The sequence below is a fragment of the Turicibacter sp. genome, from assembly GCF_017941855.1.
GTDB classification, from domain to species: domain Bacteria; phylum Bacillota_I; class Bacilli_A; order MOL361; family Turicibacteraceae; genus Turicibacter; species Turicibacter sanguinis.
In genome coordinates this window covers 1-16,633 of sequence record NZ_JAGAVR010000040.1, presented here as the reverse complement: position 1 = coordinate 16,633, position 16,633 = coordinate 1, and the positions used below count along the sequence as shown (strand labels likewise).

Annotated in this window: 16 protein-coding genes and 1 riboswitch; of the genes, 13 read left to right on the top strand and 3 right to left on the bottom strand. The window is 32.7% G+C overall.

Annotated features, from left to right (window positions below; all coding sequences use genetic code 11):
* Positions 1-318 precede the first annotated feature (318 nt).
* The gene (locus J6D32_RS06240; RefSeq protein ID WP_006784848.1) at positions 319-915 is read left to right on the top strand and encodes an HD domain-containing protein; all 597 of its coding nucleotides are present in this window, start codon (positions 319-321) and stop codon (positions 913-915) included.
* A gap of 19 nt (positions 916-934) precedes the next feature.
* On the opposite strand, the gene J6D32_RS06235 is transcribed toward J6D32_RS06240, so the two are convergent.
* Positions 935-1,390, bottom strand: a complete 456-nt coding sequence (locus tag J6D32_RS06235) for a threonine/serine exporter family protein (protein WP_006784849.1) — start codon at positions 1,388-1,390, stop codon at positions 935-937.
* A 10-nt stretch (positions 1,391-1,400) separates the two neighbouring features.
* Entirely contained in the window at positions 1,401-2,156 is a 756-nt protein-coding gene (locus J6D32_RS06230) for a threonine/serine exporter family protein (protein WP_006784850.1), read from the bottom strand.
* Between the two features lie 161 nt (positions 2,157-2,317).
* Between J6D32_RS06230 and J6D32_RS06225 the strand changes: the two genes are divergently transcribed.
* The 5 genes from J6D32_RS06225 (at position 2,318) to J6D32_RS06205 (ending at position 6,113) form a co-directional block, all read left to right on the top strand.
* A complete protein-coding gene (locus tag J6D32_RS06225) occupies positions 2,318-2,785 on the top strand; it encodes a MarR family winged helix-turn-helix transcriptional regulator (protein WP_006784851.1) in 468 nt (155 codons plus the stop codon).
* Between the two features lie 2 nt (positions 2,786-2,787).
* A complete protein-coding gene (locus tag J6D32_RS06220; RefSeq protein ID WP_055164550.1) occupies positions 2,788-4,164 on the top strand; it encodes an MATE family efflux transporter in 1,377 nt (458 codons plus the stop codon).
* 308 nt (positions 4,165-4,472) lie between these two features.
* Positions 4,473-4,673 (top strand): cold-shock protein, encoded by a 201-nt coding sequence (locus J6D32_RS06215; protein ID WP_006784853.1) that lies wholly within the window; start codon positions 4,473-4,475, stop codon positions 4,671-4,673.
* Between the two features lie 145 nt (positions 4,674-4,818).
* Positions 4,819-5,283 (top strand): nucleoside deaminase, encoded by a 465-nt coding sequence (locus tag J6D32_RS06210; RefSeq protein WP_009606302.1) that lies wholly within the window; start codon positions 4,819-4,821, stop codon positions 5,281-5,283.
* A gap of 23 nt (positions 5,284-5,306) precedes the next feature.
* Positions 5,307-6,113: a sugar phosphate isomerase/epimerase family protein gene (locus tag J6D32_RS06205; protein ID WP_006784855.1), complete on the top strand. Its 807-nt coding sequence runs from the start codon at positions 5,307-5,309 to the stop codon at positions 6,111-6,113.
* A 35-nt stretch (positions 6,114-6,148) separates the two neighbouring features.
* On the opposite strand, the gene J6D32_RS06200 is transcribed toward J6D32_RS06205, so the two are convergent.
* On the bottom strand, positions 6,149-6,400 hold the full coding sequence (locus J6D32_RS06200) for an alpha-helical endospore appendage domain-containing protein (protein ID WP_009607157.1): 252 nt from the start codon (positions 6,398-6,400) through the stop codon (positions 6,149-6,151).
* A gap of 250 nt (positions 6,401-6,650) precedes the next feature.
* Between J6D32_RS06200 and J6D32_RS06195 the strand changes: the two genes are divergently transcribed.
* From J6D32_RS06195 to J6D32_RS06165, 7 genes are all read left to right on the top strand, one after another.
* Entirely contained in the window at positions 6,651-7,892 is a 1,242-nt protein-coding gene (locus J6D32_RS06195) for a helix-turn-helix domain-containing protein (RefSeq protein ID WP_006783640.1), read from the top strand.
* Between the two features lie 402 nt (positions 7,893-8,294).
* The gene (locus J6D32_RS06190; protein ID WP_006783639.1) at positions 8,295-9,206 is read left to right on the top strand and encodes a ribonuclease Z; all 912 of its coding nucleotides are present in this window, start codon (positions 8,295-8,297) and stop codon (positions 9,204-9,206) included.
* Between the two features lie 86 nt (positions 9,207-9,292).
* On the top strand, positions 9,293-9,670 hold the full coding sequence (locus J6D32_RS06185) for a VOC family protein (protein ID WP_287467404.1): 378 nt from the start codon (positions 9,293-9,295) through the stop codon (positions 9,668-9,670).
* A 71-nt stretch (positions 9,671-9,741) separates the two neighbouring features.
* Positions 9,742-9,825: riboswitch (cyclic di-GMP riboswitch) on the bottom strand.
* A gap of 352 nt (positions 9,826-10,177) precedes the next feature.
* Complete coding sequence (locus J6D32_RS06180; protein WP_147633384.1) at positions 10,178-11,422, top strand: Gfo/Idh/MocA family oxidoreductase; 1,245 nt, start codon at positions 10,178-10,180, stop codon at positions 11,420-11,422.
* Between the two features lie 65 nt (positions 11,423-11,487).
* Positions 11,488-12,090, top strand: a complete 603-nt coding sequence (locus J6D32_RS06175) for a hypothetical protein (RefSeq protein ID WP_006783636.1) — start codon at positions 11,488-11,490, stop codon at positions 12,088-12,090.
* Positions 12,091-12,539: 449 nt separating this feature from the next.
* The gene (locus J6D32_RS06170) at positions 12,540-14,771 is read left to right on the top strand and encodes an alpha-galactosidase (RefSeq protein WP_009607158.1); all 2,232 of its coding nucleotides are present in this window, start codon (positions 12,540-12,542) and stop codon (positions 14,769-14,771) included.
* 124 nt (positions 14,772-14,895) lie between these two features.
* Entirely contained in the window at positions 14,896-16,227 is a 1,332-nt protein-coding gene (locus J6D32_RS06165; protein WP_129821330.1) for an FAD-binding oxidoreductase, read from the top strand.
* Positions 16,228-16,633 lie beyond the last annotated feature (406 nt).

Genomic DNA, 16,633 nt, shown 5'->3' with positions numbered 1-16,633 from the left:
TTGGTTTTTAAATTCATCTGTATACGTACGGCGTGGTCTACGAGTTTTAGTTTGGGTCATGTTAAAGCTCCTTTAGATTGATATTATTTATAATTCTACATGACCTTAAAAAAACTGTCTAATTAATTGTAACCTATCCAAAAGTTAAAAAGTGTTTTTCATTATTACTTCTCTAGGATAAACCTTAATTATAGTTGCATTATATTAATTAGAATATAAGAATGTCATTTTTATATCTTACAAAAAGGCCGCGGTTCTGTAAGAGAGGACCAATTTATGTTATACTTTTTAAAAGTATTGAGAAGGAGGATATTTTTTATGACGTCAAATCGCTTTAAGAAGCAGTTAGATTTTTTAATTGAAATTGATAAAGTTAAAAATATTTTACGTATGACATCCATTGCAGATGGAAGCCGTCGTGAAAATGATGCTGAGCATTCATGGTCACTTGCAATGATGGCCTTATTATTTCACGAATATATGCCTCACACAGATATTTTGAAGGTAATTAAGATGGTTCTAATTCACGATTTAGTTGAAATCTATGCAGGAGATACATTTGCATTTGATGAAACTGGGTATGAGGATAAGGAAGAAAGAGAACAGTTATCTGCAGATAAAATTTTTGGAATTTTAGAATCAGACCAAGGTCAAGAGTTACGTCGTTTATGGGATGAATTTGAGGCTTGTGAAACAGAGGAAGCACAGTATGCTGCCATGCTTGATCGTTTACATCCTTTTATTATGAATTATCTTCATGAAGGTGGGACCTGGAAGGTGCACCAAATTACAGATGAGCAAGTTTATAAACGTAATCAGATTACATTGGATAAAGGCCCACAAGAGTTTATTGATTTTATTCATGAAGTTGTCACTGACTTTGTTGAAAAAGGTTATATTAAGTCAACCAAATAAAAAATGATGCCATGCGGCATCATTTTTTATTTAATTTTAATTTATGATTATTTTCGATTTTTTTCCACAGATAAACGAGTGATGAAACCAGGAGGATTCCGAATGCTAAAGATCCTGCAATAGCAAAGGTATGAATAAAGGTTGATAAAAATTCTTGTGTATTTCCTTGGATGAAATGTTCCATGGTGTAGTAAATTCCACTTCCGGGGACAAGTGGGATTAAGGCTGCAATTAAAAAGATGGTAACAGGTACTTTGTGAACACGTGCCATAATTTCTGAATAAAGAGAAAGGACAACAGTTGCCGCGAAGTATTGAATTAAGTCATTTTGATAGACGGCTGCTAATTCGAAGGTAAGCCAGGCAAGGGCTCCGCCGATAGAGGCATAAAAAATCATTTTTCCGCGAATGTTGAAAATAATACAAAATCCAATGCAGGCTAAAAAGGAATAAAGACAAGGGAGAATAATAGACATAGGATACCTCCTAAAAAATATTAGACATTGATAAGGCAATTCCGGTTCCGATAGCGATTGAAGTTGCGGTTAGAATAGCTTCCGTCATTTTTGTTTGACCGGCAATAAAGTCTCCAGCAATAACATCGCGTACTGAGTTGGTTAAGGCAACCCCAGGTACGAGGTTCATGACTAAACCAATAATCATTTTATCAATATTTTGTGCAAAGTTAAGTTCGTAAGATACGACGGCTAAAAAGGCTGCAACCATACTACAAATAATTGTAATAAAAAAAGGATTCGTTCGGAATCGATCCATTAATTCTGAAATAATTTTAATAATAGGGCCAATCAAAAGCGCGCATAATGCATCGTAAACTGTTCCACCAAAGAATAAAGTAAAAGTTGAAGACGTTAGAGCATAAGCAAAAAGTTGCATCTTGAATCCAAACTTTGGTCTTGCTTGAATTTGTTCTAATTCCTCTTTAACTTCTTTTAAATCAGGTGTCGTTTGACAGGTATATCTTGCAAGATTATTTAAGCGTTCAACTTTATCTAAGTTCGTTGAACGTTGATGAATTCGTCTTGTTTTTGTTATGTTGCAGTTTCCTACTGTATTAATGGTTACGATTATAGTGGTTGGAACTGCGTAGACATCTACTTCTTTCACACCATAAGCCAAGGCCATTCGTTGAATTGATTCTTCAACCCTGTATATTTCAGCTCCATTTTCAAGAAGCATCTGTCCCAGTCGAGTTGTTATATTTAATAACTCATTATAATCCATTATTACCACCTCGTGGATAGTATAACATATATTTATCGCTCTTAAAATCCAACAAAATCTCCTAAATGAAGATAGTCTATTTAATTATAGAAATTTCAAAATAAAGTTATATAATATATATATGTTACATACATATATATATTCGAAAGTGAGGGACAGAATTGGAAGAGAAACAAGAGAAGTTAATTAGTGATGTTATTGATATGTTATTTGAAGCTAAAAAGACAATTGATTACTTACCAATTTTACCTGCTAAAATTCGTAAAAGTCATCTTCAAGTTTTGCAAATGGTCTCAAAGGTACATCAAGTGAAAGGAGAAGTTAAAGTAACGGATATTAGTAAAGGATTAAAAATTACATCACCTAATATTACAAAACTTTTAAATGAACTAGAACAACTAAACATGGTACAAAAAAAACACTCATCAATTGATCGACGAGTTGTTTTGATTGAGTTAACAAAACATGGAGAAGAGACCTTAAATCGTTGTGTTAAAAATTATCATACTAGATTGTTAGCTGTAATTGAAGGAATTGGATATGAAAATTGTGAACTTGCGGTTGAAACCATCCAAAAATTATCAATTGAGATGAAGAAAATTTCAGAAGGCTATGAAAAGGGAGAGTAGAAATGAGTAAAAAAGTTTTAGTAATGAACAATCCGATGGAAGAGAGTAGGGCATTTCCATTGATTATGAAATATTCAACTCCTGCTATTATTGCTTTATTAATTAGTGCAATCTACAACATTGTAGATCGAATGTTTGTTGGAAATTATGTAGGGGATATTGGGTTAGCGGCATTATCTATTTGTTTCCCTATTACTTTTATTGTAATGGGATTTGCTCTTTTAGTCAGTGCTGGAGGTGGAACTTTATTTGCTTTAAACCTAGGTGAAAAAGATATAGAGAATTCAAATCGAGCATTTGCAAACTCGTTTTTATACATTATTGGATTAGAGTTAGTAGTAACACTTGTTTTATGGATAGTAGGCGATTCCTTTTTAAAGGTTTTAGGAGCAAGTGAGGTTGTTTTACCGGTTGCTAAACAATACTATTTTATAATGCTAGTAGGAAGTGTATTTCAAGGATTAACCTTTGTTTTTAATGATTTTACACGTGTGTCAGGAAAAGTAAATCTTGCATTGATTATTTCAGCTAGTGGAGCCATTGTAAATATTGTGCTTGATGCTTGGTTTATTATAGGACTCGGATGGGGTGTAGAAGGGGCGGCACTTGCGACTGTTTTAGGACAAGTTGTTTCTGCGTTAATCGGATTTTACATTGTGTTTGGTGGTCATACTGTTATAAAAATAAAGAAAGATTATTTTAAAATTCAACTATCTATTATTCAAAAAATTTCAAAATTAGGTGTCTCATTGTTTATTGCTCAAATTGCGTTTGGATTTATTAGTTTAATCTATAATGTTTACTTAGGAAAATACGGTGGAGATCTTGCGATTTCTGTGTATGCTATTATTTCAAGTATTATGACCTTTGTTATTATGCCGGCTAGTGGATTAAGTCAAGGATTACAACCTATTTTAGGTTATTGTTATGGTTCTAAAAACTATGAGCGAGTGATGGAGATGATGAAAGTTGGATGTTTCATTTCTACTGCCATAACAACAGTGATTTGGGCTTTAGTTCAACTTTTCCCTAGTCAATTAGTGTATTTATTTGGTGGTGCAAATAATCAAGACTTGATGGAGTTAGGAGTCACTGCTTTACGAATTAATTTTAGTTTCATCCCTATTGTAGGATTTGTTATGTTGTGTATTACTTTTTTCCAAGCGATTGGGCATGCCAGACCTTCAATTTTATTGACCTTAATTCGTCAAGTGCTAGCTTTAGTACCTTTTATTATAGGATTACCGATGTTAATAGGTGTTAAGGGCATTTTCTTTGCGCAACCAGCAAGTGATTTAATTACATTATTAGTTTCCATTTGGTTATTAAAGAAATTCTTTAACCAGTTACGTCAAATGTCTCAAGAATCTTTAGGCTAATAAAAAAAGAGGAATCACTTAATTTTAAGTGATTCCTCTTTTGGGAAAAATCAGAATAAAAGGGGAAAAAATCACATTTTATCATAAAATGTCGTTTTTTTGAATATATGTCGAACAAAAAAATAAAAAAATATACATAAAAAATAGATTTCGTTTGCCTAATTTATTTGAGCGTGATATAATGAAGACAACTTAATAGTCCTTTTTTATAAATTTGAACAAGTTTTTGTGGTGTTACGCTGCTTTAATTGAATGAAAATTTTTAAATATGGCTTTAAGCGAATTGTTATTATTAGGAGGTAGTTCTCATGACTACAGGTACAGTTAAATGGTTTAACGCAGAAAAAGGATTCGGATTCATCACTGTTGATGGAGGGAACGATGTATTCGCTCACTTCTCAGCAATCACTGGAGAAGGATTCAAAACTTTAGAAGAAGGTCAAAAAGTTTCATTCGAAATCGTTGAAGGAAACCGTGGACCTCAAGCAGCTAACATCGTTAAATTATAATTTTAACAATAAGCTAAAAAACTGTGGATAGTTTCTATTCACAGTTTTTTTTTATGTTTTTTTTGAAACAATTAGTCTATTTTTATAATAAAGTGGATATATATTATAGTGGAGTCTTAATTTCATTTATAAAAAGGTGATGAAGATGGAAAAATATATGAAAATGGCAATTGAAGAAGCAGAAAATGGCGTGAAGTGTAAACATGGGGGACCATTTGGTGCAGTGATTGTGAAAGATAATCAAGTGATTGCGAAAGCTCATAATACTGTCGTAAAAGAAAATGATCCAACTTGTCATGCTGAAATAAATGCAATTCGATTAGCTTCACGAACACTAAATACATTTAAATTAAACGATTGTTTATTGTTTACCTCTTCTGAGCCTTGTCCAATGTGTTTATCTGCTATATTATGGGCTGGAATTGAAACGGTCTATTATGGCTGTACGGTTGAAGATGCAAATAAAATAGGATTTGCAGATGAGTTCATTTATGATTATTTAAAAGGAAAACAAAACACCAATATTTTAAAATTAAAGCCGCTATTAAGAGAAAATGCATTAGATATTTTTAAGATGTGGGATAAGCAAGAGGATAAAATTCCTTATTGATTAATCGAAAGGGGGGGAGTTTAATGAGAGGAATCAAATATGGAATGCCACAGTTATTAGAATTAAAAGACATTGAAGAAAATATTCAATTTTGTGAGAAAATAGGATTAAATTTTATAGAATTAAATGCAAATTTACCAATCTGTCAACCTGATCGGATTAATGTTCGATATCTTAATCGATTAAAAATGCAATATGGGGTTGAATTTACCATTCATTTACCAGAAGAGTTGGATTTAGGCCATTTCAATCGAAGAGAGAGAGAGGCCTATTTGAAGATTATTGAAGAATCGATTGGAATTGCGGATCGGTTGGGAATTAAAATTTTAAATTTACATATGAATCCAGGAATTCATTTCACAATGCCTGAACAAACGGTAGAATTATATGAAACTTATAAACAAGATTATTTAGAGAATATTAAATCATGTAAAGAAGCAATTAATTTATTTTTAGGTGGAACAGGTGTAATGATTGCAATTGAAAATACGGGGATTTTTGATCGTCCTCATATTCGAGAAGCCGTTGAAATATTACTTCAAAGCGATCGATTTTGTTTAACGTGGGATGTTGGGCATGATTATTGTCATAAGGATTGTGATCATGAATTTATTTTAAAACATATCGATCGGGTGAAACACATTCATATGCATGATGCTAAAGGAACTCATGATCATTTACCATTGTTTAGTGGAGAGATTGATTTAGATGAAGTATTCAATTTAGTAAAAGGTAATAACCCAATGATTTTACTTGAAGTTAAAACAAAAGAAGCATTAATCCATTCAGTTGCAAAACTTAAAGAAAAAATTTGGATAAATAGCAATTAATAAAAAACTATCTCAAGAATTCTTGAGATAGTTTTTTATTGAGAATATTCGGAATCAAAAAATTCAATTTTAGCTTCAAGAATTGTTTCAAGTTTAGAAATAGCTTGATGCATGGATGTTAAACAGGCTTCAACATCTTGCAAATCATTTGCTGTTATCCCCTGATTATTAATAATTGTATCTAATTTGGTGGCCTGTGATTGAATGATTTGAGATAAAGATGTTTCTTCTAAAGCGATGGATGCAATTAAATTATTAATGGCTTGATCATAGCTAGAGGATGTCATCTGTACTCACACCTCCATAGGAATAAATATAATAAAAATTCTTTATAATACATTGTATGATAAAGTTTATCTTTTGCGATTAAATACGATAGATTCTCTGATTATTAAAAAAAATTTTCCTGTTTTATCTCAATTTTGACATTATATTTAGCAAAATAGGAAATTTAATGTATTGTTTTGAGTAGATATGGTATCTTTATAGATAGAAAAAATAAAAAATAATGAAAAAACTAGTTTAGGAGTGAAGTAGTTGTTTTATACAGTTGGAGAAAAAATACGTCAAGTTCGACAACAATTTCATTTAAAACAGGGGACTTTTCAACATTTTGGGATTACTCAACATTATTTAAGTATGATTGAAACAAATAAGCGGCAACCTCCAGAAAAAACGTTAATTGATATATATGATGCCTTAGTTACATTAACAGAAGGTGAAATGCGGTCATTATATACATTGGATGAATTTTTAAAAACCCCAGAGGAGCAAGCACGTGAATTTTTTGAACAACGTTTAACAATAGATACGATTGTTGACCAATATGATGAATTGATGAGTGTGGCTAAGCAGTATAATTTAACAAGCTATATGATTCAGTTGGATAAATTATTAGGGCAGTATTATTTCATGAGGAATGATGGTCAAGAAGCCGTTAAACATTTTCAAATAGCCATTGATCGAGCCATTAAAGAAGATATTAATCCCTATCATTTATATCAACAATTTGGAATTATGTTGAGAAAGTTAGGACGATATGTAGAGTCTATTTCAAAACTTTCAATAGCCATTGGATACGCAAAAACTGAAGAACAAATTAAAGAGATTGATGTATTGTTAATCCTTACTTATTATCAAATGGGACAGCATCAGTTAGCATTAGAAATGATTAACCAATTAACTTCTAAAGCTAATATTTATCCTTCTAAGCATTATGTCAAGGCAATCCTTATTAAAGTAGAAATTTTACGAAATAATGGTCTGATATTAGAATCCCGAGATTATTTATTAGCTTTACTTGATGAGCCAGAGTATGAACCGTATTTAAAACATATTTATCATTCTTTAGGGTGGAATTACATAGCAAACCACGAGTATTCAAAAGCATTAGAAATATTAAAAAAAGCTTTTTCGTATCGTGAAAGTGATTTAGAAAAAGCCTTAACTCTTTTATTAATTGGTGCAGTATATTTTGAGATGGAGGAATATGAGGAAGCTCAATCATACTATACACAAATTAAGTCCACTATCTTATCCTCTTGGAGTACTAATTCTAAAAAAATGTGGTTTGATAAACAATTAGATTTATATTGGCGTACTAAACAAATGGACAAAGTAGTGTTACTACAACAAGAGTTAAAAGAGCTGGTTGAAACAGAAGCTCTTCCTGAAGATACTGTTAATCAAATAAAAAAGACATTTCTTAAACAGGTATCAACTCGTACTTCATTAAGTGAAGAAGAGTACTCACCTTTATATAATTTTTTAGTTTTCTGAAAATATCACAAGTTAGATGTGATATTTTTTTTCTGTATATATATCACTCGTTTATAGTATGATAATGATGTACAAAGGGTAATGTACATTGGGGAATTAATTAACTTCTGTTTTGCAATGGGAGCAATACAGAAGTAATGAAAATTTTTATTTTTTAGAAGGAGAGAGCTAAAAAATAAAAATTATAGAATAAATAGGGTAATGTCTTCTAATTTGTCATTTGAATTTTTATGAGAGTAACAATTCATTTGTTACAATGAACTGTATCAGAGGAAAAACTGCTTTAGCTTAGGTGGGAACTAAGTTAAAGCAGTTTTTTTGTATACAAATAGATTGATTTTATCATTTTAAATATATAAGTTTAGCTACATATATATAAACATTAAAAGGAGTGAAAAGGTTATGTTAGATGTTACACTATTAGGAACTGGGGGTGGGATGCCTTTGCCAGGGCGATATTTATCGGCAACGCTCATCACTTATAGAGGGAATAAAATTTTAATTGATTGTGGAGAAGGAACCCAGGTATCTATGAGAGAAATCAATAGTGGATTTAAAAGTATTGATATGATTTGTATTACGCATATTCATGGTGATCATATTATTGGGTTACCAGGGTTACTTGGAACGATTGGAAATAGTGGACGAGTTAACCCTCTTTTAATTTTAGGACCAGAGGGGATTAGCGAAGCTGTATCAGCAGCTCGCGTCATCGCAAAGTATTTGCCGTATGAAATAAACGTGATTGAGAATCCACAACAGGAAATTGAGCTGTATAAAGGAGAGATAGTCATTAAAACGTTAGAGCTTGATCATTCCTCACCCTGTATAGGATATCAACTATATGTTAAACGACGTCCAAAATTTGATTTAGAAAAAGCTCTATCTAATAAGGTTCCAAAGGATATTTGGAATCAATTACAAAAATCAGATGAGCCCATATTTTATGAGGAGAGAGAATATTATCCGCATCTTGTTCTTGGTGAAGTTCGCAAGGGGATTAAAGTTAGTTTAGTGACAGACACTCGTCCGATTTTAGAGATTATTCCTTTTATCGAAGGTAGTGATTTATTTATTTGTGAGGGAACTTATGCATTTGATGAAGAAATCGAAAAAGCGATTAAAAATAAACATATGACCTTCAAAGAGGCGGCGACATTAGCTAAAAAGGGGAATGTTAAGTCGCTACTGTTAACACATTTTGGGGCAGCATTATTAACACCTGAGGAATATGCTTCAAATGCAAGAAATGTTTTTGAATCAACAGTCATAGGGAGAGATCACTTATCAGTTAATTTGAATTTTTCGGAATGACTAGATATACTTAGAAAAAAAGGTCATATATTTGGGCAAAGTAGTGGGGATATGATAGAATAGGTTAGACCAAAGGAGGGATACACATGATTAACTATATTAGTAAAGTAACGATTTATGTTCAAAATCAAGATGAAGCGATGGCCTTTTGGACTGAAAAAATGGGATTTGATTGTGATATTAAACCAATGGGACCTGATTTTAAATGGGTAGAAGTAAAACCCCAAACAGATAGCCTAACATCATTTGTTATTTATGAAAAAGCACTAATGAAATCTCAAAATCCACAAACAAATGTTGAACATCCATCAATTATTTTAAGCACACAAGATATTCAGGTTACCTATGAAGAAATGAAGGAAAAAGGAATTAAGGTTGATGATTTAAAAATCATGCCTTATGGAAAAATGTTTACCTTCTATGACCAAGACGAAAATCGTTATATGATTAGAGAAGATAAATAAAAAGAAGTTGACTCAGGTTAAATAACCTGAGTTTTTTTGTTTTCTCAAAATGGCCGAAAAAAAACCGGCTCATTTTAAAAAGCCGGTTGTACCAATATCTCGATATATTCCAGGTACCCATATACAGAATATATTTCATTGATTCTTAGGCAGAATTATAACATATTCCTCATATGTTGACAAATTTTTTATGAAATTAAATTTAAAGACATAAATGTAGGATTTTAGATAAGCTTTTCATAATTAGAAAAGTTTTATTTCCTCTATATTAAAAGATAGAAACTATTTTATGTTTTATACAGTACGAGATAGTCTGTAATGATAGGCACGTGAATATATATAAGTAGTGATAAGTTTTTCATAGTTGGAAAACTTTTATCAGGACTATGGCAGGCCTTACTAAAAATAAGGTTTATTTATGAAGGTTGATTTTTAAAAATGTGAAAAATGTTTCGATAGAATGATAAAGAATATAGATGATATTTTTAAAAAAAGAGGGAGAGAGTTATGATTAAGGTTGCAGTGATTGGTGCGGGTCAAAGAGGAAAAGATACGTATGCAGATTATGTTTTAAAAGGAATGGAAGGGGTTGAAGTAGTCGGGGTAGCAGAACCGATTAGGGAGCGACGCGAGTATATGAAGAATCATCATCATCTAAGAGATGAGTTTGTCTTCGAGTCTTGGGAGCAGTTACTAGCGATTGATAAATTTTGTGACGCGGTGCTTATTTGTACGAATGATGACATGCATTATGAACCTGCTAAATTAGCGCTCGAAAAAGGATACCATATCCTACTCGAAAAACCGATGACTAATACACTCGAGGAGGTGGATAAGCTTGAGAATTTAGCTATAAATTATCCAAACCAAGTGTTTATGGTTTGTCATGTTTTACGATATACACCGTTTTTTAGCACGATTAAACGTTTAATTGATGAAGGGGCAATCGGAAAGATTGCATCGATTCAGCATAATGAGAATATTGGTTATTATCATATGGCGCATAGTTTTGTGCGTGGGAATTGGCGTAATTCAGTGGAAACGAGCCCTATTATTTTAGCGAAGAGCTGTCACGATTTCGATATTTTAAATTTCTTGGTGGGGGCAAAATGTATAAAGATTGCATCGTTTGGAAACCTTCAGCATTTTAAGAAGGAGTGTATGCCACTAAAGGCATCATCACGTTGTATTGATTGCCTAATTGAATCAGATTGTCCTTATTCAGCTTTAAAATTATATCCACAAAATATTGGAAAATGGCCAACATCTGTGATTACTGAAAATCAAACAGAAGAAGGGGTCAAAGAAGCTTTAGCACATGGACCTTACGGACGTTGCGTTTATTGTTGTGATAATGATGTGATGGATCATCAGGTGACAATTTTAGAATTTGAAAATGGAGTTAGTGCAACATTTAATTTAAGCGCCTTTACGCATGAGGTAACGAGAACAATTAAAATCATGGGTTCTAAAGGAGAAATTCGAGGGCACATGGGATTTAATCAAATTGAAGTTTATGATTTTTTAACGAAGCAAGTTGAGGTTATTGAGCCGAAAGATGATATTTCAGGACACAAGGGACATGGTGGTGGAGATTCAAGATTGTTACAAGATTTTGTTGACGCTGTTGAGGATTACTTAAATGGGAAAAAACATGAAGCTAAAACATCGGCATTAGTTTCACTAGAAAGTCATAGAATGGCTTTTGCAGCAGATGAGTCAAGATTGACTCAGCAAGTCATTTTACTTTAGTTTTTAAAATTGGAATATCTAAGAAGATAATGGTAATTATAATAATATTGTTAGGAGGTGGCCCAGTGGAAAATAAAGTTAGGACCGTGGCAGCAATCATTATTCCAGTGTTTTTATTTGTATTATTTACAGCTAGTTACCAAAGATATTTACCTCAAAAAAGTGTCGTAGAGTTACTTGATCACTATAAGTCTCTTCAATATGATAATGAAGATATCGCCATTCGTCTATCAACAACTTCTAGTGTCGAAACAGTCTTTTTAAATAAAGTACTACCAACGATGCACTATAAGGTGTTAGAAAGTAATGTTACGGATGATCAAGCAACGGTAAAAGTACAAATTAGTAATGTAAATTTAGATATGATGTTAGAAGATTATGAAGCGGGATTAGTAGAACAAACGATTAAACCTGTCATCGATGAAGAATTAACATCAGTTGGTTCTAAAATAGATGATTTTGAGATTAGTGTCTTAGTTAACTTAATCGATAATCCTGATATAAAAAAGCAGTATGTTACTCGTGAATTAGAACTAAATCTAACAAAAGTAGATGGCAATTGGGTTTTAGAGGATAATGATGAATTGTTTAAAGCCATGTTGGGATACGATTCGGATGAAATTTCACTACAACATTTAAATCGTGAGGTAAATTATTTAGCTCAGTAAAAAGGTAAGAACTATCTTAAAAAAGGTAGTTCTTTTATAGTGAAAAGATAGGTAAAAAAAACATCGAGTCGATACAGAGTGCATACAGTATAAATACAATTATTGGTTAGAGTAAATTGTTTGTCTTTATTCGATTTATATGAAATAATAAAAAAGTCTTATTCAAGACAACAAATTGAAATACTAAGATTAGTCCTTGCCAAGACTTTTTCAAATGTAATTTATCCCCCATTATCAGTACTTCAAAACTTTTTGTTTGAATACTAAAATAAAAAAAAGCGTGATCTCCCCTCTTAATGATCGCGCTTTTTTTTATTTTTAATAAATTTTACTTCATATAATACATTTAGCCATATATAACTAACATGATGACATTTAAAGTAAGCGTATTCTGTTTTATAATGAAGCCATATTTGAAACGCCAAACGTGTTAAAAGGGAGAGAGTAAAATGGCAATTTTATTTAATGAAGTAACAAAAGAATTTCATTTATATAATGATCATGTAAGTTATATTATAACAATTTTACAGAATAACCAATTAGGACAATTATATTATGGAAAAAGAATCCGTCATAATGACTCCTTTGCACATTTATTAGAAACGAGTAAACGTGCAATGGCAGCTTGTGTTTATGAAGGAAATCCATTTTTTACATTGGAACATTTTAAATTAGAGTACCCAACTTATGGAACAGGAGATTTTAAGTATCCAGCTTATGAAATTATGCAGGAAAACGGAAGTCATGTGACTCATTTTGAGTATGTATCACACAAAATCTATCGTGGTAAACCGGCGTTAATAGATTGTTTACCTGCCACTTATGTAGAAGATGAAGATGAGGCAAAAACACTAGAAATTACGTTAAAAGATGAAGTAATTAATACGGAGTTAGTTTTAACCTATACCATTTATGAAACACGCCCAGTCATTACACGTAATGCACGATTCAATCATTTAGGGGAAGAAAAAATTACGTTAACAAATGCCATGAGTGCTTGTGTGGATTTACCAGATTCAAATTATGAGATGATTGAATTAACAGGATCATGGTCACGTGAACGTCATGTTAAATCACGTCGTTTAGAGCATGGAATTCAAGCAATTTACAGCATGCGTGGAACAAGTAGCCATCAATATAACCCATTCCTTGCATTAAAACGTCCAAATGCTGATGAATTTTCTGGAGAAGTTTATGGATTTAGCTTTGTTTATAGTGGAAATTTCTTAGCGCAAGCTGAGGTTGACACATATGGTGTGACTCGTATCACAATGGGATTACATCCAAATCGTTTTAACTGGGTATTAAATCAAGGTGAAGTATTCCAAACACCAGAAGTAGTTATGGTTTATAGCCAAGATGGATTAAATGGAATGAGTCAAACTTATCATGAGTTATATCGTACTCGTTTAGCTCGTGGCTATTGGCGTGATCGTGTTCGTCCTGTTTTAATTAATAACTGGGAAGCAACTTACTTTGATTTTAATGAGGATAAAATTCTAAACATTGCCAAAACAGCAAAAGATTTAGGGGTAGAATTATTTGTTTTAGATGATGGATGGTTTGGTAATCGTGAAGATGATCACCGCGGGCTTGGTGATTGGTATGTGAAGAATCATGAAAAGCTTCCAAATGGGATTGAAGGATTAGCACAAAAAGTTGTGGACTTAGGAATCAAATTTGGATTATGGTTTGAACCAGAAATGGTGAATAAAGATTCAGATTTATATCGTGCTCATCCAGATTGGATTTTAGCAACACCGAATCGCGGATCATGTCATGGTCGTAATCAATATGTATTAGACTTCTCACGTTCTGAAGTTGTTGATTATATCTTTGATTTAATGGATAAAGTATTAGAAAAAACACCAATTTCTTATATTAAGTGGGATATGAATCGTAACATTACAGAATGTTTCTCTGCTACTGCAAAAGCAGAAGATCAAGGAAAAGTTATGCATAAATATATTTTAGGTGTTTATGATTTATATAACCGCTTAACTTCAAAGTATCCAGAAATCTTATTTGAATCTTGTGCAAGTGGTGGGGCACGTTTTGATCCAGGAATGTTATTCTATGCACCACAAACATGGACAAGTGATGATACAGATGCCATAGAGCGATTAAAAATTCAATACGGAACTTCAATGGTTTACCCAATTTGTAGTATGGGGTCTCACGTTTCTGCCATTCCGAATCATCAAACATTTAGACAGGTTCCACTTAGTACACGTGCAAATGTTGCTTATTTCGGAACATTTGGATATGAACTAGACCTAAATAAATTAACAGATGTAGAAAAAGAACAGGTCGCCGAGCAAATTGAATTCTTTAAAGAACACCGTGAAACCATGATGCATGGAACTTTCTATCGTTTACTAAGTCCATTTGAAAATGATATTACTTCCTGGATGATGGTTTCACCCGACCAAAAAACAGCATTAGTTGGATACTATCGTCCATTAACAACAGTAAATAACAGTTATTTACGTGTAAAATTACAAGGATTAAACGAAAACTTTAAGTATCATGTATCTATTAATGAAACAACTCATTACGGAGATGAGTTAATGAACTTAGGATTACTAACAAGTGATATTACACGTGGAGAAATTCTTGAAAAATATAATGGTGAAAATGGAGACTATGCATCACGTGTTTATGTATTAAAAGCTGAATAATAATAAAAAGTGTAAAGGGAAATTTCCTTTGCACTTTTTATTCGTATTGAAATGTCTTTCTTTTGAGAATACTTTTAAGGTATACTAATATGTTAATGAGTTTAGGAGATTGAAGGTGTGAAAAATGAACTTTAAAAAGTTAACAGGAAAAGTTATAACGAAAGATGATTTTGAATACGAAGAAAGTCGACAAGCTTGGAATCGAGCAATTCAAAAATATCCACAAGCTATGGTCTATTGTCAAAATGAAGAGGATGTTATGAATGCCTTAAAATTCTCAAAAGAAAATAAGATACCATTTCGTATTCGCTCAGGATCTCATCATTATGAAGGCTATTCAACAGGTAATGATCTTCTAGTCATTGATGTAAGTCATTTAAATAAAATAAAGTTGGATGAAGTCAATCAAATCGTTACCGTTGAAGGTGGAGTTCGAAATCGTGAATTATATGAAGCTGTTTGCGGTGCAGGATATCCATTTCCAGGTGGAGGGTGTCCAACGGTAGGTGTCGCTGGATTTACGCTTGGTGGAGGCTGGGGATATTCAAGCCGTTTATACGGTTTAGGATGTGATAGCTTAATTGAAGCTGAAGTCATTGATTATAAGGGAGACAAGCTAGTAGCCAATCATCAAATGAATCCTGATTTATATTGGGCTTTAAAAGGTGGTGGTAGTGGAAACTTTGGTGTTGTAACAAAGTTGACATATAAGTTACCAGAAAAAATGGCGATGTGTACATTGGTTAACATTGATTATCAACGCGTTAGTGTAGAAAAAGTGATTGAGGTGGCTAGCCGTTATCAACAATTTTTTAAAGACTTAGATCGTCGTTTAAACTTAAAAATGGCGATGTATAATTCTGAAACAAAGGGACAAGGTGTTAGATTAACGGGGATCTTTTATGGAACGAAAGAAGAAGCCGATGCATTGCTAAATCAATTTAATGATGGGACAGATTATGACTTAGATTATATGTCAGTGCTTGAAGCGAATCGTGCAGTCCAAGATTCTCATCCTGATTTTGAAAAGTATCGTTCAGGTGGACGATTTATTTATCGTCATTACACAGAGGTAGAATTAAAAGAGATGCTTCATTTAATTGAGGTACGTGCCGAAGGTTCATTATACACAGCGATTACGTTTTATGGAGTAGGTGGAGCCGTGTCTGATGTTAGTCCACAAGAAAGTGCATATTATTATCGCGATGCTATCTTTATTTTAGGATTCCAATCGGTCTGGGAAGAGTCGAAATATGCGCCAACTAACCGTCAGTGGGTAGAAGAACGATTTAAAATTTTATCGACTTATACAGAAGGATCCTTTATTAATTTCCCAATCGCCCAACAAAACTATGAAAAACAATACTATGGAGAAAATTTACCGAGATTAAAATTGGTAAAAGCTAAGTACGATCCAGATAATTTCTTTAATTTTGAACAAGGAATTAAATGGTAAGATGTTAAGGAGTGTTTCATAGAGATTCCGTTGTTTTTTGCTTAATATAGAGGCAGACAATGATAGAGGAGTGTCCCAGCGGTGGAAGAATAGATTGTCTAACGCCAATAGCTGGGGGCCACCCCAATAGTTGAGGAAACTTTTCCCCAAAAAAAGTTGGGGTATAATTTTTTGTTTAATAGGGTAGCAAGCTACTATGAGGAATTGCCTGACTAGTAGAGGAAAGCTAAGTAGTGAGCCTTTAATTAATGAGAAGGCCGACAGCTATAAAGGAGTGCTCCAGCAGTAGAGGAATAGTTAATCGCTGGGGGGTCCCACCCCAAAAGTTGGGGTATAATTTTTTGTTTAATAGGGTGGCAAGCTATTATGAGGAATTGCCCTACTAGTGGAGGAAAGCTAAGTAGTG